The following is a 21,110-nucleotide window of genomic DNA, read 5'->3' as shown; positions in this document are numbered from 1 at the left end:
ATGTAATCATTTTAATTTACAAAATATTTAGAAGTCAATAGAATTATATGGAAATAGAAAGAAAATTTCTAAAAAAGTTCTATTTTTCTTCAACCGTTACTGTATTTTGCCCTGAAAACGAGATGATAAGCGTTTTCAAATGTAATAATTGAATTCTAAAAGAAAATAAAATAGTGATTAATCAGAAAATTTAGATTAAAATATTTATTCTGATATAGAGAAAATATATTCTATTTACTTTTATAATATAACATATTGGGAATAAAAATACAAAATGAAATAATGTGACACTTCAGTGAAATAGAAAATAGCCAGCACCATAGGAGGGTGCTGACTAGAGGTGTATTATTTAACAAAGCGCTTTTCAATGTCATCTAGTAATAGGTTAGCAGCAATTACACCGCCAGCTGTATTCCAAATAACATCGTCGACTTTGTATGCTTTACCATTCTTTACGGCATTTAAATTTTTAAATAGAGGATCGTTGATATATTCTTTTTCTAGTTCAGATCCTTTTTTCTCATTTCCTTTATCGAATGTGAAGTAGAATAATACGTCACCATCCATAGCAGAAATACGCTCTTTAGATACGTTACGCTCTGCAAAATCATCTTTGTTTTGATCTCCAGGACGTTTAAATCCAAGTTCTTTTAAAATAACACCAGAGAATGTATCGCCATGATAAATACGAACATCACCAGGCATGAAACGAACCATAGAGATTTCTTGATTTACTTTATCACCAAGTTTGCCTTTTAAATCTTTCATACGTGATTCGTAATCAGCTACAACTTTTTGACCTTCTTTTTCTTTATTTAATGCTTTTGCATAAAATTTGAAGTTATCTTTCCATTCACCACGTAATGTTTCTGAGAACACAGTAGGTGCAATTGCTTTTAATTGTTCGTACACTTTTTCGTGGCGCATTTTGTTACCGATAATTAAGTCTGGTTTTAAAGAAGCGATTGTTTCAACGTTAACTTGTCCTTCATCACCAACAACTTTTACATCTTTCATTTTATCCTTAATATGTGGATACCATGGGTCACCAGTCCAAGACTTTACAGCACCAACTGGTTTCACACCTAATTCAAGTAAAGCTTCAGTTCCTTCATTTGTTAAGATAACTACACGTTTTGGATTAGCAGGAACTTCTGTTTTACCCATTGCATGTTCTACAGTAACCACTTCTTTTTTATTATCTTCTTTTGTAGATTCTTCTTTGTTATTTGATTTTCCACAAGCGCTTAAAAGCATTGAAAATGCTAGTAAAAATACAAATACTGTAAACGATTTCTTCCGCATGAAATTCATTATGTACCCCCTATATGTTGAGAATATTTTTCAATAGCAAGCATGATATTAAGCCTTTATCTTTTGATTGTCAATACATATGGGTGAAAATAATTCTCATTTCCGTTGACAATGAGAATTAAGTTGAAATACACTAACAACGTATCATTATACATTGAAGGGGAAACGCTGCATGTTATTAAAAACAAATCGAGCAAAATGGATTGGATTATTTGTTGGAATCATTGCAGTCGTTATTTGTATTTGGGGAAGTATTATTTTCGGATATACAAATACGAGTTGGAAACTAGCATTGGATGCTTTTTTCCATTTTAACGGTTCCAATGAACATATTATTATTCAAAATGTACGTCTGCCTAGGGCGTTAATTGCAGCTAGTGTTGGTGCTAGTTTAGCCATTGCTGGTTGTCTTATGCAAACTTTAACTAAGAATCCACTTGCTTCTCCAGATTTTATTGGATTAAATTCAGGTGCTGCGTTCTTTATAGTTGTAGCAATTGTAATCTTTTCAGTAACATCATTATCAGCTTTCACATGGATTGCCTTTTTAGGAGCGGCGGTTGCAGCTGTACTTGTATTTGCTTCTAGTTCTTTAGGAAAAGAAGGGACTACTCCTCTTAAGTTAACGTTAGCAGGGGTCGCAATTAGTGCGTTATTTTCATCATTAACACAAGGATTACTTGTGTTAAATGAAAAAGCACTTGAAGAGGTATTATTTTGGCTTGCTGGATCTGTGCAAGGGAGAAAGTTAGAAATTTTACAATCTGTATTCCCATATTTATTAATAGGATGGATTGCATCTCTTATGATGGCAGGGAAAGTAAATACATTGATGATGGGAGAAGACGTCGCGAAAGGACTTGGACAACGAACAATTTTAATGAAATCATTCGTGTTACTTATTATTGTACTGTTGTCTGGTGGTTCAGTTGCGGTTGCTGGTCCAATTGGATTTATTGGAATTATTACTCCGCATTTTGCTAGATTTCTTGTTGGAGTTGACCACAGATGGAGAGTGCCTTATAGCGGATTGTTAGGTGCAATACTACTAATATTGGCTGATATAGCAGCAAGATATGTCATTATGCCACAAGAAGTACCAGTAGGAGTTATGACAGCATTTATTGGAGCACCGTTCTTTATTTATATTGCACGTAAGAGAGGGCTTAGCAAATGAAGAAATATATTCCGTTTCGTATAGGAAAAGGCGAGCTCTCGTTTTTAATGTATAAACGAGCTTGTCTCGTCTTGTTAAGTTTACTAGTTGTTTTAATAGGATTATTCTTTGCGAGCGCAGGTATGGGAGACATGAAAATTGCTCCTTATGACGTATGGCAAGCAATTACCGGAAATGGCGATGCAATGTCAAATATGGTTGTAAATAAGTTTCGTATGCCACGTATTTTAATTGCTATCCTCGTAGGAATTGCGCTTGCGGTAGCGGGCTGTATTTTACAAGGGCTCGTTCGAAATCCACTTGCTTCTCCTGATATCATCGGGATTACGGGCGGGGCAAGTGTCGCAGTTGTATTATTTTTAGCGCTATTTAGTGATAAAAATAATGCACTAACGGTAAGTATTCATTATATGCCGCTCGCAGCTTTTGCAGGAGCAACGATTGTAGCGATTTTTGTATACTTATTTGCATGGAAAAATGATGGATTATCACCAATTATTCTCGTTTTAATTGGTGTTGGATTTTGGGCATTAACGAAGGCGGCAACAACATTATTTATGTTGTTAGCACCAATTTATCAAGCGAGCCAAGCGAATGTATGGATTACGGGTACCGTTTATGGATCTTCTTGGCAAAATGTTATGGTACTTGCACCGTGGGTTCTCATTTTAACGGTAATATCATTTATAGCTGCTAGACATTTAAATGCGCAAGAGCTAGGGGATGATATTGCGGTAGGACTTGGTGTTCCTTTAACGAAGTCACGCGTATTCATGTTATTACTTAGTACGGCTTTAATTGGGGGAGCAGTTGCCTTCGCCGGAGGGATTGGATTTGTCGGTTTAATGGCACCTCATATTTCACGAAGGCTAGTTGGTTCTTTATACGGTGCATTGCTCCCAGTTGCAGCTATTGTCGGTGCAATTCTAGTACTTGCTGCAGATTTAATAGGGCGTACAATTTTCACACCACTTGAAATTCCAGCAGGGGTATTTACATCAGCAATTGGTGCACCTTATTTTATTTATTTACTTTATAAAAGTCGGAATTCATAAAGGGAGATGAATATGCAAAAAGCATTGGAGACGAAACGCTTGACGTTGTCTTATGGTGAAACAATTATTATTGATGAGTTGAATTTAGAAATTCCAAAAGGTGAAATTACAATCTTTATCGGTTCCAACGGTTGCGGGAAATCAACTTTATTACGTTCACTAGCTAGATTATTAAAGCCAACAACTGGTGACATTTTGTTAGATAATCAAGCTATTCAAAGTATGCAAACGAAGCAAATTGCTCGTCAAATGGCAATTTTACCGCAAGGACCGCAAGCACCAGAAGGGCTTACAGTATTGCAACTTGTAAAACAAGGACGCTATCCATATCAAACATGGATGAAACAGTGGTCAGAAAAAGATGAGGAAATGGTACAGAAGGCACTTGCAGCAACAGGTATGACAGAATTTGCTGAGCGTGATGTGCATGCTCTTTCAGGTGGGCAGCGTCAACGTGCTTGGATCGCAATGACACTTGCACAAGATACAGATATTATTTTACTGGATGAGCCAACTACATACTTAGATATGACTCACCAAATTGAAGTGCTAGATTTATTATTCGAATTAAATGAAACAGAACAAAGAACAATTGTTATGGTATTACATGATCTGAATTTAGCATGCCGCTATGCAGATAACATTGTAGCAATTCAAGATAAACAAATATATGCACAAGGTAAACCTGAAGAAGTGGTAGATGAGAAACTAGTACGTGATGTATTCCGAATGGAGTGTCAAATTAGTACGGATCCGTTGTTTGGAACACCGCTTTGTATCCCTCACGGAAGAGGAAGACGTGTAGTTAAAGAAGTTGCTCAGGCAATGAGATAAAAAAACGATGAGTGATTCATCGTTTTTTTTATTTGGTACAAGAAAATAAGAGGAAGAGAGGAATACGTAAGCGACGTTTATACTCTTCTTCATCTTGAAAATAGGTTGGATTTGGTGTAGCTTCTTTTAATGATGTAATGGTAAATCCGGCTTGCTGTAATAATGTGAAATACTCTTCCGTTGTACGATGATATTTAATAACTTCTTGCTCAATCCATGGTTCAACCCGTTTGCCTAGTTTAAAGTAATCATCGACGAGCCAACTCGTTCTTTTACCACTTGTTTGTAAGCTTTCAAATGAAGAAGTAATAACGGGATGTTGAACGCTAAAGGTAAAGGTGCCATTTGTTTTTAAAGTTTGAAATACATTTTTAAAAATAGTATCAAGATGTTCAATATAATGTAAGGCGAGTCTAGATGTTACTAAATCAAAAGTGGAAGAGGGGTAAGTATAATCTTTGAGGTTTAAAAAATGAACAGATCCATTTTTATTTTCTAGTTGTTTTTTAGCTTTTTCATACATAAGTTCGGAGCCTTCAATGCCGGTGTAAGAGTAGCATCCCTTCTCTAATAATTCCGCGCCAAACTTAGCATCACCACAGCCTAAATCGAGAATTTGTTTTCCTTGTACATGACCAATGAGCTGAAAGAATACTGGTTTTTCAATGGATTCATTTGGGCTATTTTCTCGGTATCTTCGTTTCATATATTGTTCGAAAAATGCTGTGTTATTGTATACATCAGATTCTGTAAATGCCATGTTTGAAACCTCCCGAAATATTTTTTTAATTCTATCAAATATGAAAAGTAAATGATAGATTTATTGTAATGAATCATATATAATCTAGAATTGTAAGCGGTTACTTTAAACTATTTTTCTATAATAAATTCTGAAAACGTGTTAAGCTAGTAGAGGGATTATTAGAACTATTAAGACAATAATCCGCTTACATGAACGATGGGAGGCTTCACGATGTCTAGTAAAACACTTGCGAAATTTTTAGAAGAAAATTTAGAGGATTTAAAATCAAAGGGGCTTTATAACGTAATTGATCCGCTTGAGAGTTCAAATGGACCGATCATTACAATTGGCGGAAAAGAATATATTAACTTATCTTCAAACAACTATCTGGGATTAGCAACAGATAGCCGTTTGCAAGAAGCAGCAATTGGTGCTATTCATAAGTACGGTGTTGGAGCAGGGGCTGTTCGTACAATTAACGGTACTTTAGATTTGCATATTAAGTTAGAAGAAACAATTGCAAAGTTTAAACATACAGAAGCAGCAATTGCTTATCAATCAGGATTTAACTGTAATATGGCAGCGATTTCAGCTGTTATGGATAAAAATGATGCGATTCTTTCAGACGAATTAAATCATGCATCTATTATTGACGGTAGTCGTTTATCAAAAGCAAAAATTATTGTTTATAAACATTCTGATATGGAAGATTTACGCCAAAAAGCAATCGCGGCGAAAGAATCAGGTCTTTACAATAAATTAATGGTAATTACAGATGGTGTCTTTTCGATGGATGGAGATGTTGCAAAACTACCAGAAATTGTTGAGATTGCAGAAGAGTTAGATTTAATGACATACGTAGATGATGCACACGGTTCAGGTGTACTTGGAAAAGGTGCAGGAACTGTAAAGCACTTCGGTCTTTCTGATAAAGTTGATTTCCAAATTGGTACATTATCAAAAGCAATTGGGGTAATTGGTGGATATGTAGCAGGGAAACAAAACTTAATTGACTGGTTAAAAGTTCGTTCACGTCCATTCTTATTCTCTACAGCATTAACACCAGCTGATGCAGCAGCTTGCATGAGATCAATTGAAATCTTAATGGAAAGCACAGAGTTACACGATCGCTTATGGGAAAATGGCCGCTACTTGAAACAAGGATTAAAAGAACTTGGCTTTAACATTGGGGAAAGTGAAACGCCAATTACACCTTGTATCATTGGGGACGAAGTATTAACACAAGAATTTAGTAAACGTCTAAATGAAGAAGGTGTATACGCAAAATCTATCGTGTTCCCAACTGTAGCAAAAGGAACAGGGCGCGTTCGTAATATGCCTACAGCCGCTCATACGAAAGAAATGTTAGATGAAGCAATTCTTAAGTATGAAAAAGTAGGAAAAGAAATGGGCATCATTTAAGTAACGACATCTTTTGAATAGCTTGCAAATGAGGAGTGGGGAAAATGAAAAAAATTCTAGTAACCGGTTCTTTAGGGCAAATTGGTTCTGAACTAGTAATGAAACTTCGTGATGTATACGGCGCATCAAATGTTATTGCAACAGATATTCGTGAAACAGATAGTGAAGTAGTAACGTCTGGTCCATTTGAAACGTTAGATGTAACAGATGGACAAAAACTACATGATATCGCAAAGCGTAATGAAGTAGATACAATTATTCATTTAGCAGCTTTACTTTCAGCAACAGCAGAAAAAAATCCGTTATTTGCATGGAATTTAAATATGGGTGGACTTGTAAATGCTCTAGAAGCAGCTCGTGAATTAAACTGTAAGTTCTTCACGCCAAGTTCTATCGGTGCATTTGGTCCATCAACGCCAAAAGATAATACACCGCAAGATACAATTCAGCGTCCTACTACGATGTATGGGGTAAACAAAGTGGCAGGAGAATTACTGTGTGATTATTATTATCAAAAATTTGGCGTAGATACGCGCGGTGTCCGTTTCCCAGGTTTAATTTCTTACGTAGCTCCTCCAGGAGGCGGAACGACTGATTATGCAGTTGAAATTTATTATGAGGCGATTAAAAAAGGTGCATACACCTCATACATTGCTGAAGGAACATATATGGACATGATGTATATGCCTGATGCTTTACAAGCGATCATTTCATTAATGGAAGCTGATCCAAGTAAGCTAGTGCATAGAAATGCATTTAACATTACAGCAATGAGCTTCGAGCCAGAGCAAATTGCAGCGTCAATTCGTAAACACATTCCGACGTTTACAATGGATTATGCAGTAGATCCAGCTCGTCAAACAATCGCTGATAGCTGGCCAAACTCTATTGATGCAACAGCAGCAATGAAAGAGTGGGGCTTTAAAGCAGAATACGATTTAGACAAAATGACAACTGACATGCTGGCTAAGTTAAAAAAAAAGCTCACAGCTGAGTTAGTGATGAATTAATAGGAAGAGTCGATTCTTAGGAATCGGCTCTTCCTCATTTTTGGAAGGAGAGAAGTCTTATGCAAAGAGTTGATGTCGTATATGCACTAATACATGACGAAGAAACAGATAAAATATTAATGGTACATAATGTAGAACAAAACGTTTGGTCATTGCCAGGCGGGGCTGTGGAAAAAGGTGAAATATTAGAGGAAGCACTAATAAGAGAAGTGAAAGAAGAGACAGGTTTAACTGCTACGTTAGGTGGACTTGTTGCGATCAATGAAAAATTCTTTGAAGAATCAGGGAATCATGCACTATTTTTTACATTCCGAGCGAATGTAGAAAAAGGTGAACTTATTGCGGAAGATGAAGGTGAAATTTCTGCAGTAGAGTGGGTGGATCGAACAATTGCGAATGAGCGCTTCCCATACTATGACGGAGGATTTGAATATTTGTTAGAAATAGCCATTCCATACAAGTTTCAACCAGAAACAAAGTAATTGAACGAAAAAACAGGAGCCACAAGGCTCCTATTTTCTATTCAATCGTCTTCAGTAATAATTTTTTCAGTAATGGTTTAATCTTCAGTCGTAAATCTTCAGCGTGATTTGCAACTAAGAAGTGATGGTTATAAATGTTTTTCATCAATTGATAAGTTGCTTCTTTCGCTTCGCCTTCTTCGATGAAGATACCGATTACTTCCATACCACTTTTACGCGCGAGTTTAACAGCTTCATGCGTATCTAAAATTCCGTCTTGTTGATAGTCTAGCGCAGAAGGCTCACCGTCTGTGAAGACTAGTAAGAATTTATGTTTCTCAGGTCTTTTGGCAAGCTTTTCAGAAACGATACGAATAATATATCCGTCGCGGTTATCTTCTTCTTCACGAAGTTGCATAATTTCTGGACCAACGTTTGGTAACGTTGAGTTTTTATAATTTACAACTTCATGGATAACGTTCGGCTTATCTTCAGGTTTAGCGCTAGAGGCATCTTCCCAAAATCCGCTAATAGCGTGCGGGATTTTTAAAGATTTTAAAGCTTCATGGAATAGTACAACACTCTTCTTCGTTTCTTCCATTTTGTTATACATAGAACCAGAACAGTCAACTAACAGTTGGAATGCAACGTCGAGCTCTTGTGATTCTTGCCCTTTTTTATAAAACATGCGAGGCTGCTTTTCAGTATAAATACGAAGGAATTTCTTACGAAGTCTTCCGTAATATTTATCACTATTTGCATTCGTTTTATTTTCAATCGTTTTTTCGATAATTTTCTTTAATTCTTTTACATCTTTATTAACGACTGATTTGATAGCTTGGTAATCCTTTTTCTCATCAGGATTTGGTTTACGTGCTTCTTTAAATGTATGAGAAGCGCCAGTGTTATATTTACCATATGCACCATCATTTTGACTAGAAGCGTGTGAAGCCCTTGCTTCTTCTGTATCAGCGCCATCAAAGTTGGATTGTGTACTTTTTTGAGAAGTACCTTGTACAGAACCAAGTGCTTGGTCGCCATCTTCTGATTCACGAGCAGTATCGCCCATCATGTTTGTTTTTGTTCCGCTTTCTAATTCAAAGCGTAAAAAGTTCTCGTTTTCGTTATTTTTATTTTCACGATGCCATGTGGAGAAACTTTCATCCATTTTGTTTTTATTTTCATCGTCATCTATAAGCTGCGTATCATCATTTGCTAAATCTTCGACGCGACAGTTCTTTTCGTCTGCAAGAACAGATAAATAAAGCGGTGCATGTCCGAAATAGTTGTTAAGCATATCACTTTCAAGAAGCTCCTCTAAGCGGTAGCGAATTTTCTCAACGATATACATAATATCTTCCGTATTACGAGCTTGGAATGTTTCATGCAAAATAGCTTCAATTTGTTCGAAATATTCATTATTAAACATTTCATATTTATCGCTCGTTAATGAAAGATAGCATAGGCAAAATAGACGATCACCGTGATAGTTACGAACGCGATTGATTTCATTTTGTGAGCTAAAGTAATTGCGATACATTTCTTTTCTTCTTTTAAAAACATGCTTCGTGCCAGGACGTAAGTTCTTTACAATTTCCTCAACGCGTAAATCTTCTAATAGAACAAATAATTGTGTTAAAAACTTTTTTAGGGGCGATTCTTGCAATTCAATCGCATAAGAACGAATTAAAGTCATGTCCGAGTAATGTTTATTACCAAGTGCTTTTAAGAACACTTCGCTTTTTAATCCGATTACTGTATCTTCTTCTTTTCGATCATCCCAAAAGTGACTAATGACAACTTTCTTTTCAATTTCGTCGTAGTATGCTTTATAGCCATATTCAAGATAGGCATCGTCTTCTTTTAGAAGGGCATACATTAAGTTTTCCATTTGTAGAAACAGCGACGCATCAATTTTTTTGTCACTAAAAATTTGTCTCATAAATTATCCCTCAAAGAAATAACTTTCTGCTAATTCACGGACAGTCATTTGTTCTGTTTCATCATTAAGTTTTGCAATTATGCTTCGTTCAATCGCTCGCATAACAGGAATATATACACCTAAATCACATGCGTCGATAATGCCACGAATACTTGCCGCTTCTTCACTTACACGTCCATCGCGAGCTAAAGGCATAAGGTCGCTTGCAAAGGCAACGAACTTTTCAATTGTTGCAACATCTTTTAATTTTGATTCTGCTAATAATAATTCTTTTAATGTATCACCTTGAATGTAAGGAACTTCAATAATAACGAAACGGTTTTTTAACGCTTCGTTTAGTTCACTTGTTCCAACGTAACCTTCGTTAATCGCAGCAATTACACGGTATTCGTCATCACCGTATACAACCTCTTGTGTAAATGGGTTTGTGATCATTTTACGGTAATCTAATGCGCCGTGAAGAAGTGGTAACGTTTCAGGTTTTGCCATATTGATTTCGTCAATATATAGGAAGTGACCGTTCTTCATTGCTTTCATAAGAGGACCGTTAACGAATGAAACTTCAGATGCACCATCTTTCGTTTGTAGTGTGTTGTATCCTAAAATACCCTCTACATCTAAGTCGACAGAGCAGTTAATGCTATGCATTGGTTTTTGGAATAAAGAAGAAAGAGTTTCCGCTAGTACTGTTTTACCACTACCTGTCGGTCCTTTTAATAGAATGTTCTTGCCAAGAAGAAGTGCTGTAATCGCATCTTCAATAATGCTATTATCAGACGCTTTATATATTTTCGTTCCGATTAAATGTGCGTTTTCACCAGCTTCTTGCTTATTCTTTTCATGAATCGTAGAAAGCTGTTGTTTTAAATCAGCATGTATATGAAATTGTTCTAACATGTATTTCCCACCTAACATTATTTTCATAAAGTAATACATCTTATGATAACTTGTTTTAATATGGTATGCAAAGAAAAGGAAGGAGGATAAAGGGAAAAGAAAAAGCAATCAAGATGAAGTTGATTGCCTACAGTAAAGGAGAAATGAGCCTCATGAAAGACTCCAATATGCGTTTTTTTATACTTCTTTTTTGGAAAGAGTTCCATTTAATTTCAGTTGAATGTTTAAAATCTTCTTCAAAATCACGTTTAATATCGTGAACTGTTTTTGATTCATAAAGTACACTAATAATTTCGTAATTCAATTCAAAGCTACGTACATCCATGTTCGCTGTTCCAATAGTTGCAATTGTATCATCAACGAGTACAATTTTTGCATGCATAAAACCATCTTTATAACTGTAAATAGAAGCACCAGCTTTTAAAAGCGGAGTGAAATAGGATTGAGATGCTTGATCACTAATGATGCTATCACTTTTACCTGGATATAAAATCCGTACATCTATTCCGGCAATTGCACTTAAGCGTAATAATGTTAAAGTTTCTTGATCTGGAATAAAGTAGGGTGTAGCGATCCAAATGGATTTTTTTGCAGAGCCCATAACAGCTAATAATGTATTACGAATACTTTTATCATCGGAGCTTGGTCCGCTTGCTACGATTTGAACAGCACCTTCTGCATTTGAAATCTCTTTACCTGGGAAGTATTGTCTATTCATGAATTGATCCCAGGAATAAGTATTTAAACCACTAGAGGCATAGAGCCAGTCTTCTAGAAAGATTGCTTGTAATTTATATAATGCTTTTCCTTCTATTTTTAAATGACTATCACGCCAAACAGGAAATTTCTTGGAACGGCCAAGATATTCATCACCGACATTGAGTCCTCCGGTAAAACCAATTTCGCCATCTACAATAACAATTTTTCGATGGTTACGATAATTGACAGTTTCAAGTAACCAAGCTGAAAAAATAGGGTCAAATTCTACAATTTCAATCCCAGCTTCTTTCATAGGTTGCAAAAATCGTCGTCTTAACGTATTACTTCCAAGGCCATCATAAAGGAAGCGTACAATAACACCATCTTTTGCTTTTTGTATTAAAGCATCTCGAACTTTTGTACCAATTTCATCAGATTTATAAATGTAGTATTGAATATGTATATGATGTTTTGCTTGCTCTATAGCTCGCAAAATTTCTGAAAATGTTTGATCTCCGTTTGTTAAAAGTTTTGTAGTTGTTTTATCTGCAGCAGGACCGCCTCCAAATTTTTGTATGACTTCTGTTAAATGTATGGAACGTTCATTTAGTGGGACTGTGAGTAATAACTCTAGTCTTCTTCCTTCTAATATTTCACGGAATAATTTTCTTTGTTCTTCTGAACGATGGAGATGTTTTTTTCTTCTCCAGCGGCTGCGCCCGAAAATAGCGTATAATAGCACACCTATAATAGGAAGAAGTGCTAATACTAAAAACCATGCTAATGTACTTTGTGGAGATCTATTTTCTATAAAAATAACGAATGAAATTCCTACGATTGTGATGGACCATAGAGCACCGACAAATGTATATAACGAGATATACGATGTATTTAATAGGAACAGAACGATAGATACAATTGTAAATATTAATAGTAATTGAACGATAGGCTTCTTCATTTCTATATAATTCCCCTAATCTTTTTTCAATATAGACTTCTTAAATAGAAGATGTAATATGACATCTTTATTATAAGGTGTTTTGCTTTTTTTACAAAATATAGACATTTCACCTATACTTTCCGCATTTGTCCTACATACAGTGTACTATCCCATTTTTTATCCCACTCTTAACGCATATGAAAATGAAAAAATCGAAAAGGAGCGGAGAAACATGAATTATATAGAAAATAATGGATTGTATTATCGAAATCATCATGGAGGACACAATCATGGTGGGCACAATCATAACGGTGGACATCATCACCATGGAGGACACAATCACTATGATCACCATCATCATCACGGAGGCGGATGGGGCTGGGGTGGTGGTAGTTCATGGGGAGGCGGATTTTTCCCTGGAAGCTTTGCAGGAGGAGTGTTAGGCGGACTAACAGCTGGTGCATTAACAGGTGCAACAAGTGGAGGGTATTATCCGGCTCCATATCCAGTAGCTTATCCGTCGCCATACCCTGTAACGTATCCAATGCCATACCCAGGTTATCAGCAAATACCATATTCGTATTAAACTAAAAAAGAGGCTATCCTCTTTTTTAGTTTAATACGGTATTTATTTATAAAATACTTCCAAAATTAAGGTGAAAATATGTTAATATTTTGTTATTGTAATTCAAAAACATATACATTGATGTAGAGTTTTATATTATTATTCGTGAATAGTTATGTAGTATGTTCTAATTTCTATTTCGTTATTAAAAACAAAGAGATCAGATGTGAGTGGTATTAGTTGGAAACAAGGCTTGCATAGAGCCACTTAAAGGGATTGCAGTATAATAAGGTACGAAATAATTAGGGAGATGGGAAGCAACTATTTATAATTAGAACGGTATAATATTGCTTTTTATTACAAATAATATTATGTTATTTTAATCGGTCTATTCAAAAAGATAATTTATGTAATGGGCTAGTATTAGAAAATGAAATATCTCTATTTCTATGAAGAGAAACAGGTTGTGTTTTAGTCAGATAGAAGCAAGGAGAGATGCGCATGCTAGAACAGAGAGGTCATGCATTATATGACTCTTCATTGCGAGATTTAAAGTTAGCATTAGATGAGTCTTCAATTGTTGCAATTACAGATCGAAAAGGTCTTATTACATATGTAAATGATAAATTTTGTGAAATCTCTAAATACAAAAGAGAAGAATTAATTGGAAAAGATCACCGTATTTTAAATTCAGGACATCATCCAAAAACCTTTTTTCAAGACTTATGGAAGCGTATTTTGAATGGGAAAGTATGGACAGGTGAGATTCGGAATCGAGCAAAAGATGGTACATATTATTGGGTCAAAACAACAATTGTTCCATTTTTAAATGAAAAAGGAGAGCCATACCAGTTTATCGCAATTCGAAATGATATTAGTAGTAGAAAAGAAGCGGAACATAGATTGCGGCTAAGTGAAAGTCGTTATAGGGAACTTGCCTATCATGATGCTTTAACGAGTTTGCCTAACCGTTTACAATTAATAACGACCGTTAACGAATTGATTGCAGATAAAAAAGAATTTGGTATGATTTACTTTGATTTGGACCGTTTTAAATTAGTAAATGATACATTAGGTCATATGATAGGGGATTTACTTTTAAGTGAAGTTGCTTCAAGGTTGCATTATGTACTAGGAGAGAAAGATGTTCTGGCTAGGCTAGGTGGCGACGAATTTGTGCTGTTAACAAAAAATCATAGACAAGATGATATGAGTCAGTTAGCGACATCTGTGTTGTCATGTTTTCAGGCACCATTTATGCTGGAAGGCCATGAAGTATACATTTCAGCTAGTCTAGGACTTTGTTCTTATCCACAAGACGGACAAGATGTGGAAACGTTATTGAAAAACTCTGACTTAGCTATGTATAGTGCAAAAGAACAGGGGAGAAACGCTGCGTGTTTCTTTACAGATGAGCTACGCGCGAAAATAAATCGTAGAATGAAAGTTGAGTTTGCTTTGCAAAAGGCAATTCGTGATGAAGAGTTAGATGTAGCATTGCAGCCTATTATTGATTTGAAAACGAAGAGATATTCTGGTATAGAAGCTCTAGTACGTTGTATGACAGAAGACGGACCTATTTCACCAAGCGAATTTATCCCTGTAGCTGAAGAGTCTGGACTAATTATAAAACTAGGAGACTGGGTATTAGAAAAATCATGTCGCTTGTTTAAAACATTGCCGAATTATCAAGAAGGACTAAAGTTATCTGTGAATTTATCTATACAACAATTAATGCAGAAACGTTTTATTTTATCAGTACGTAGCATTTTAAAGAGAACTGGTTTTCCTCCGAACCGTTTAATATTAGAAATAACGGAAAGTATTGCAGTCCGCCATTTTGATTATATTATTGCTACATTACAAGAATTAAGAAATATGGGTGTTTTAATTGCTTTGGATGATTTCGGAACTGGCTATTCTTCCTTATATTATTTAAAACAACTACCACTGGATATTGTAAAAATTGATCGTAATTTTATTCGTGAATTTCATTATGATCACGCACAACCAGAACGAACGATTGTAAAATCCGTTATTGAAATTGCTCATAGTTTAAATTTAGCAGTAGTTGCTGAAGGAGTAGAAACAGTAGAGCAAGAGAGTTTGTTACAATCAATGAGCTGTGATTATGTACAGGGATTTTATTATGCGAAACCTTTATCTGTAGGAGAGCTAAAAGAAAAGTTAATTACAGATTTTTAATAAAAAAGAGAAGCCAGCAGCTTCTCTTTATTTAATCCGTTTTTTGTGAGTCTTTCATTAGTACTGGATAAAGAATAAGACCTAATACGAACAATCCAATTCCTAAGAAGAATGTTTTTAAATCAGCAGTTCCCGTTTTGATAACCCAAATGGAGTATATCAACGCTAATGTAGTAATGATTCCATCTTTTACTCGAGATCCTGGCAGTATATCATACGTTTCTCCTGTAATAACTAATTTTAATTGGTACAAGGTAGAAACAAGGTATGGAATTAAATAGGCTAATGTTGCTACGACGATAGCGAAACTATACGCTTCTGAAACAGTACCAGAAATCGTTGAAAATAAGAAAATTTGCGTCATTACATTTGTAATCAATAATGATTTTGAAGGACTACCTTTTTTATTTGTTTTCCCGAAAAACTTAGGGAAAAGTCCATTTTTTGCTGCCTGGTAAGGTACCTCTGAACTAACAACAATCCAGCCAACTGTAGATCCAAATAAAGATATAAGAGCGAGTAAAGCCATTATATATGCACCTTTATTTCCAATTGCTAAATTTAATGCGTCTACTAATGGTTTTTGAGACTCTTTTAAAGCATCTTGCGGAAGAGCTCCCATTGTAAGTAAAGTAATTGACATGTAAATAAGAAGAGCGATAATTAATCCGAAAATCGTAGCTTTTTTTACATCGCGCTGTGATTTTGCACGATTAGAAAGCATAACTGCTGATTCAATACCGATAAATGCCCAGAGTGTTGCAATAGCAGCTGAATTGATTTGTCCACCTAATGAGATTGATTGTCCTGCTTCATTCATAAAGGTTTGACCGTCTCCGAAATTAGAGGCGTTGAAAATGAATAATGTAATTACAATAAACATTGTAAATCCAATAATTTTTGCAATGGTAGCAAGTAGATTCATGTTTCCAGCTCGATCAATATTTTGAGAAAGAATATATTGAATTCCCCAAAGCATAAGGCTACATACGAGGAAAGTTAATCCTTTTCCGAGTTCCAGTGAAAATCCATTTATTGAAAAAAGAATTTGCTTACTTTGTAAAACTGGAAAGAATGTTGATAAATATCCAGCAAAGGAAATAATAACAGATGCTGTTGCAGCCCAGTTAGCAGCCCAATATCCCCATGCCATACTATATCCTGCAACTTTACCAGCTTTTTTTGAAGGAAACATCGCTTGAGCATAGCTTTGTGGTCCAGCTTTTAATTCTGGTTTCCGAATCGCTAAATTTCCAAATACAAGTGCAATCATAAATACGCCAAGGCCTGTAATACTCCATGCGAGTGTAGAACCCATTGGCCCTGATACTTGTGCTAAATTTGCTGGAAGCATAAATACGCCACCGCCAACCATATTCCCGATAACAAATGCTGTTAAAACCCATAATCCCCATTTTTTCGTTTCCATTTTTGTTAACTCCTTTGTAGTAAGTTTTGCTTAAACATCATTTTTTACTAGCTTTTTGACAATAAAAAAAGAGCCATGTAGATAAAAAAATACCTACATGGCTCTTTCGCCAAAGCGTAGGTACAACGGGAATAACCCTTGTACCTACGCGTAATTTTTCCGCTAGGTTTCAAGGGTTACGTATGATGATGATGTTTTTGTGCAAATGTAACTACAGTTGTTGTATAAGTAAGCATAGTTCTTTGCTCCCTTTCTCCTCTGATTTTGAAGTTAGTATACTACATGTTTTTTTGAATGAAAAGAAAAATATAAAAATTTTTATAAAAATACGTTTTAAAGATTAAATATTTACCTATATTTTTCTTGTACTGGAAAATAAGTGAGAGATTGGCAGAAGAGTGAAGCATGTTATAATACATATAGAATTAGAAGGTGACAAGGGGCTATTGTAGATGATGAGTAAGTATGAACAAATTTATACAGAAATCAGTAAATCTATTGATAATAAACAATTAAAAGAGGGATGCAAAATCCCATCAGAAACAGAATTAATGAAGCAGTATGAGGCAAGCCGAGGCACGGTAAGAAAAGCTGTAGATTTACTGCAAGAGCGTGGATATGTGCAAAAAATTCATGGAAAAGGTGTTTTTGTTTTAAAGCGAAAAAATATTGAATTTAATTTTGGCGGTATTGTAAGTTTCCAAGAAGAAAATGAACGTTTAGGACGTCATTGTATTACGGAAGTTGTGGAAATGGACAAAGAAAAAGCCACAAAAGACATTGCGAAATTATTAAATGTAAAAGAAAAAACAGAGATTGACCATATTAAACGTGTACGAAATATTGATGGAGAAAAAGTAATTTTAGATATAAATCATTTTGTATCTGAGTTTATTCCAGGATTAACGAAAGAAATTGCAACTGCATCGATTTATAAATACATCGAGAAAGAGCTTGGGCTACATATTAGTTATTCGCAGAGGGTAATAGAAGTACAGCCATGTACAGAGGATGACAGAAAGTATTTAGATTTAAATGGAACAGACTATGTTGTCGTTGTGAAAAACTTTACACATTTGTATGATGGAAGTCAGTTTGAATATACAGAATCACGCCACCGTTTAGATATTTTTCACTTTTCGGATGTGGCACGCAGGAAGTAAAGAGGTGGAACAAAATATTGTTTCATCTCTTTTTTTTATAAAAAAAACACAAACTCGTATATACGAGTGTTGACTAACTTATATATACGAGTTAATATGTAATTGTAAACGGTATCAAAAAAAGAAAAGAGGGACGGGAATATGGGGAAAGACTATCGTAAAACAGCAGAGGAAGTGTTGCAGTATATTGGTGGGAAAGACAATATTGAACAAGCTGCACATTGTGTGACGAGGCTCCGTATCGCTTTAAAAGATGAAAGTAAAATAGATAATGATAAATTACAGTCTGTTTCATTAGTGAAAGGAGCGTTTCATAACGCTGGTATATTTCAAGTTGTAATTGGTCCAGGGGATGTAGATCGTGTTTACGCTGAATTGATAACGCTTGCAGGTATGAAAGAATCGACTGTAGCGGACGTAAAAGACTCTGGAAATCAGAAGTTAAATCCAGCTCAAAAGTTTGTAAAAATATTTTCGGATGTATTTATGCCGATATTACCAGCGATCGTAACAGCTGGTTTACTAATGGGTATTAACAATCTATTAGGCGCAAAGGACTTATTTTTTGATGGGAAAAATTTATTAGATGTTTATCCGAACTTAGGCGGGCTTTGGGATTTAATTAATATGATGGCCAATACAGCATTCGTATTCTTACCAGCACTTGTCGGTTGGTCAGCAACGAAGCGTTTTGGTGGTAGTCCAATACTAGGGATTGTTATGGGATTAATGCTTGTGCACCCGGCCTTATTAAACGCTTGGGACTATGGAAAAGCAGCGACTGGTTTAGAGGGTCAAAAGATTGAGTACTTCAATATTTTAGGACTATTCCAAATTGAGAAGGTAGGATATCAAGGACAAATTTTACCTGTTTTAGTAGCAGCATTTGTATTAAGTAAAGTGGAAATTTTCTTAAAGAAACATGTACCAAATGCAATTCAATTATTAGTTGTACCAATTACAACAATCGTTGTGACAGGTGTGTTAGCACTAGGAATTATCGGTCCGGTTACACGTCATATTGGAGATTTATTAACAGTAGGATTAGTAGGTGTATATGAAACAGTACCAGTAGTTGGAGCAGTATTATTTGGAGCGTTATATGCACCGCTTGTAATTACAGGTATGCATCATATGTTTATTGCAATTGATTTACAATTGATTGCACAACATGGCGGGACATTTATTTGGCCGATGATCGCTCTTTCTAACATTGCGCAAGGTAGTGCGGCACTTGCGATGTTCTGGATTTCTAAAAATCAAAATGATAAAAGTATGGCATCAACATCAGCCATTTCAGCATACTTCGGTATTACAGAACCAGCGATGTTTGGGGTGAATTTACGAAATAAGTTCCCGTTCTATGCAGCGATTATAGGATCTGCTGTGACAGCGATATTCATTACATTAAATGGTGTATTAGCGCCTGCTATCGGAATTGGCGGATTGCCAGCATTTATTTCTATCATTCCGAAATCGATTCCAATGTTTATTGTAGGAATGATTATTGCAGTTGTAATCCCGTTTACTTTAACATGGTTATTTGCAAAAAGAGTCAAACAGAAGTAGGAGGAAGTTAAACATGAAGGATTGGCATAAAAGTGTAGTCTATCAAATTTATCCGAAGAGCTTTAATAGTTATTACAATAGAGAAACCGGGGATATAAAAGGTGTTACAGAGAAACTAGATTATTTAAAAGAACTCGGAGTGGATTATATATGGTTAACACCGATATACCAATCACCACAAAATGATAATGGATATGATGTAAGTGATTACTACAGCATTGATCCATCTTACGGAACGATGGAAGAGTTTGAAGAACTTTTAGCAGAAGCGAAAGTACGTAACATTGAGATTATGCTTGATATTGTTGTAAATCATAGTTCGACTGAACATAAGTGGTTTAAAGAAGCGAAGGAAGATAAAAATAGTCCATATCGTAATTACTATATTTGGCGTGATGAAAAAAATAATTGGCAGTCTAAGTTTGGTGGATCTGCTTGGAAATATGATGAGAAGACGGAGCAATATTATTTACATTTATTTGATGAAACACAAGCTGATTTAAATTGGGAAAATGAAAAACTTCGTGAAGAAGTATATGATATGATGCGTTTTTGGCTGGATAAAGGAGTAACAGGATTCCGATTAGATGTCATTAACTTAATTTCAAAAGACCAATGTTTCTTAAACGATGAAGGTAGTACTGCGACAAGTGATGGACGCAAGTATTATACAGATGGTCCGCGTGTTCATGAATATTTACAAGAGATGAACCGAAATGTTTTTGCAGGAAAAGATGTAATTACAGTTGGAGAAATGTCATCTACGACAATTGATAATTGTATTAAATATTCTAATCCTGAGCGTAATGAATTAAGCATGACGTTTAGTTTCCATCATTTAAAAGTAGATTATCCGAATGGTGATAAGTGGACGAAAGCAGAGTTTGATTTTATTAAATTAAAAGAGATTATGTCTAGCTGGCAAATTGAAATGCAAAAGGGCGGAGGATGGAATGCGTTATTTTGGTGTAATCATGACCAGCCTCGCATCGTGTCACGCTTTGGTGATGATGGAAAGTACCGAAACGAATCTGCAAAAATGTTAGCGACAGCCATGCACATGCTGCAAGGAACGCCTTATATTTATCAAGGGGAAGAAATCGGTATGACGAATCCTAAATTTGAGTCCATCGAGCAATATCGTGATGTGGAATCGTTAAATATATACGATATAAAGCTAAAAGAAGGGCTATCAAAAGAAGAGATTATCGGGATTTTAAAGCAAAAATCTCGTGACAACTCTCGCACTCCGATGCAGTGGAATGAAGAGATGAACAGTGGTTTTACAACAAGTACACCTTGGATTTCAGCGGCTGAAAACTTTAAAGAAATAAACGTAGAGAAGGCATTAGAAGATAAAGAGTCCGTATTTTATCATTATAAAAAGTTAATAGAACTTAGGAAAACGTATGATGTAATTACAGAAGGAGAATATGCTATTTTGGATAAAAATGATCCTAAGATTTGGGCATATACTCGTACTACAGAAAGTGAAGTGCTGCTTGTTATAAATAACTTCTATGGAGAAGAAATAACGTACTCTGTACCAGCGCACGTTCAATTAGATGGAATGAAACAAGAAATACTACTGTCGAATTATAAAGATGCTAGCAAGGATATTACAAAACTTAGCTTAAGACCATATGAATCAATTGTGTATCGATATACGAAATAAAAGGTTGTATG

The 21,110-nt window shown here is 35.3% G+C and carries 17 protein-coding genes; 11 read left to right on the top strand and 6 right to left on the bottom strand.

Annotated elements, in window-relative coordinates:
- Positions 1 to 345: 345 nt before the first annotated feature.
- Positions 346 to 1,314, bottom strand: coding sequence for an ABC transporter substrate-binding protein (locus ACUN13_RS23315; RefSeq protein ID WP_001010276.1), 969 nt, complete (start codon positions 1,312 to 1,314; stop codon positions 346 to 348).
- A gap of 172 nt (positions 1,315 to 1,486) precedes the next feature.
- Between ACUN13_RS23315 and ACUN13_RS23310 the strand changes: the two genes are divergently transcribed.
- Genes ACUN13_RS23310 through ACUN13_RS23300 form a run of 3 tightly spaced genes read left to right on the top strand, consistent with a single transcriptional unit; the run spans position 1,487 to position 4,380 of the window.
- The gene (locus ACUN13_RS23310; protein WP_000925232.1) at positions 1,487 to 2,491 is read left to right on the top strand and encodes a FecCD family ABC transporter permease; all 1,005 of its coding nucleotides are present in this window, start codon (positions 1,487 to 1,489) and stop codon (positions 2,489 to 2,491) included.
- Positions 2,488 to 3,546 (top strand): FecCD family ABC transporter permease, encoded by a 1,059-nt coding sequence (locus tag ACUN13_RS23305; RefSeq protein WP_088345261.1) that lies wholly within the window; start codon positions 2,488 to 2,490, stop codon positions 3,544 to 3,546. The genes ACUN13_RS23310 and ACUN13_RS23305 overlap by 4 nt, the downstream gene beginning before the upstream one ends.
- 12 nt (positions 3,547 to 3,558) lie before the next feature.
- Positions 3,559 to 4,380, top strand: coding sequence for an ABC transporter ATP-binding protein (locus ACUN13_RS23300; RefSeq protein ID WP_088345263.1), 822 nt, complete (start codon positions 3,559 to 3,561; stop codon positions 4,378 to 4,380).
- Between the two features lie 28 nt (positions 4,381 to 4,408).
- Here the strand turns inward: ACUN13_RS23300 and ACUN13_RS23295 are convergent, their stop codons facing one another.
- Entirely contained in the window at positions 4,409 to 5,140 is a 732-nt protein-coding gene (locus ACUN13_RS23295) for a class I SAM-dependent DNA methyltransferase (RefSeq protein ID WP_000885969.1), read from the bottom strand.
- Between the two features lie 213 nt (positions 5,141 to 5,353).
- Between ACUN13_RS23295 and ACUN13_RS23290 the strand changes: the two genes are divergently transcribed.
- The 3 genes from ACUN13_RS23290 to ACUN13_RS23280 are packed head-to-tail and all read left to right on the top strand — an operon-like array spanning position 5,354 to position 8,036.
- On the top strand, positions 5,354 to 6,544 hold the full coding sequence (locus tag ACUN13_RS23290; RefSeq protein ID WP_000095905.1) for a glycine C-acetyltransferase: 1,191 nt from the start codon (positions 5,354 to 5,356) through the stop codon (positions 6,542 to 6,544).
- Between the two features lie 44 nt (positions 6,545 to 6,588).
- On the top strand, positions 6,589 to 7,554 hold the full coding sequence (locus ACUN13_RS23285) for an L-threonine 3-dehydrogenase (RefSeq protein ID WP_000723149.1): 966 nt from the start codon (positions 6,589 to 6,591) through the stop codon (positions 7,552 to 7,554).
- 59 nt (positions 7,555 to 7,613) lie between these two features.
- A complete protein-coding gene (locus tag ACUN13_RS23280; protein WP_006919539.1) occupies positions 7,614 to 8,036 on the top strand; it encodes an NUDIX hydrolase in 423 nt (140 codons plus the stop codon).
- A gap of 37 nt (positions 8,037 to 8,073) precedes the next feature.
- Here ACUN13_RS23280 and ACUN13_RS23275 read toward each other — a convergent pair whose 3' ends face one another.
- From ACUN13_RS23275 to ACUN13_RS23265, 3 genes are all read right to left on the bottom strand, one after another.
- Positions 8,074 to 9,957 (bottom strand): vWA domain-containing protein, encoded by a 1,884-nt coding sequence (locus tag ACUN13_RS23275; protein ID WP_001248875.1) that lies wholly within the window; start codon positions 9,955 to 9,957, stop codon positions 8,074 to 8,076.
- Between the two features lie 3 nt (positions 9,958 to 9,960).
- Entirely contained in the window at positions 9,961 to 10,854 is an 894-nt protein-coding gene (locus ACUN13_RS23270) for an ATP-binding protein (RefSeq protein ID WP_000892971.1), read from the bottom strand.
- Between the two features lie 127 nt (positions 10,855 to 10,981).
- Positions 10,982 to 12,511 carry a cardiolipin synthase gene (locus ACUN13_RS23265; protein ID WP_000743030.1) on the bottom strand — a complete coding sequence of 510 codons (1,530 nt, stop codon included), beginning with the start codon at positions 12,509 to 12,511 and terminating at the stop codon, positions 10,982 to 10,984.
- A gap of 214 nt (positions 12,512 to 12,725) precedes the next feature.
- Here ACUN13_RS23265 and ACUN13_RS23260 point away from each other — a divergent pair, with 214 nt between their 5' ends.
- Both ACUN13_RS23260 and ACUN13_RS23255 read left to right on the top strand, forming a co-directional pair.
- Positions 12,726 to 13,079, top strand: a complete 354-nt coding sequence (locus ACUN13_RS23260) for a hypothetical protein (RefSeq protein ID WP_001106379.1) — start codon at positions 12,726 to 12,728, stop codon at positions 13,077 to 13,079.
- Between the two features lie 480 nt (positions 13,080 to 13,559).
- Positions 13,560 to 15,263 carry a putative bifunctional diguanylate cyclase/phosphodiesterase gene (locus ACUN13_RS23255; protein WP_000893345.1) on the top strand — a complete coding sequence of 568 codons (1,704 nt, stop codon included), beginning with the start codon at positions 13,560 to 13,562 and terminating at the stop codon, positions 15,261 to 15,263.
- A 31-nt stretch (positions 15,264 to 15,294) separates the two neighbouring features.
- Here ACUN13_RS23255 and ACUN13_RS23250 read toward each other — a convergent pair whose 3' ends face one another.
- Positions 15,295 to 16,692, bottom strand: coding sequence for an amino acid permease (locus ACUN13_RS23250; RefSeq protein ID WP_000448447.1), 1,398 nt, complete (start codon positions 16,690 to 16,692; stop codon positions 15,295 to 15,297).
- Between the two features lie 452 nt (positions 16,693 to 17,144).
- On the opposite strand from ACUN13_RS23250, the gene treR reads away from it, so the two are divergent.
- The 3 genes from treR (at position 17,145) to treC (ending at position 21,099) form a co-directional block, all read left to right on the top strand.
- Positions 17,145 to 17,855 (top strand): trehalose operon repressor, encoded by a 711-nt coding sequence (gene treR / locus ACUN13_RS23245; protein WP_000987240.1) that lies wholly within the window; start codon positions 17,145 to 17,147, stop codon positions 17,853 to 17,855.
- A 141-nt stretch (positions 17,856 to 17,996) separates the two neighbouring features.
- The gene (treP, locus tag ACUN13_RS23240; RefSeq protein ID WP_088345267.1) at positions 17,997 to 19,424 is read left to right on the top strand and encodes a PTS system trehalose-specific EIIBC component; all 1,428 of its coding nucleotides are present in this window, start codon (positions 17,997 to 17,999) and stop codon (positions 19,422 to 19,424) included.
- Positions 19,425 to 19,437: 13 nt separating this feature from the next.
- Complete coding sequence (gene treC, locus ACUN13_RS23235; RefSeq protein ID WP_017673734.1) at positions 19,438 to 21,099, top strand: alpha,alpha-phosphotrehalase; 1,662 nt, start codon at positions 19,438 to 19,440, stop codon at positions 21,097 to 21,099.
- The last annotated feature ends 11 nt before the right edge of the window (positions 21,100 to 21,110 follow it).

It is taken from the genome of Bacillus cereus group sp. Bce041, assembly GCF_052646455.1.
Note: the sequence above shows the minus strand (reverse complement) of the source record. Positions and strands in the feature narration are given on the sequence as shown.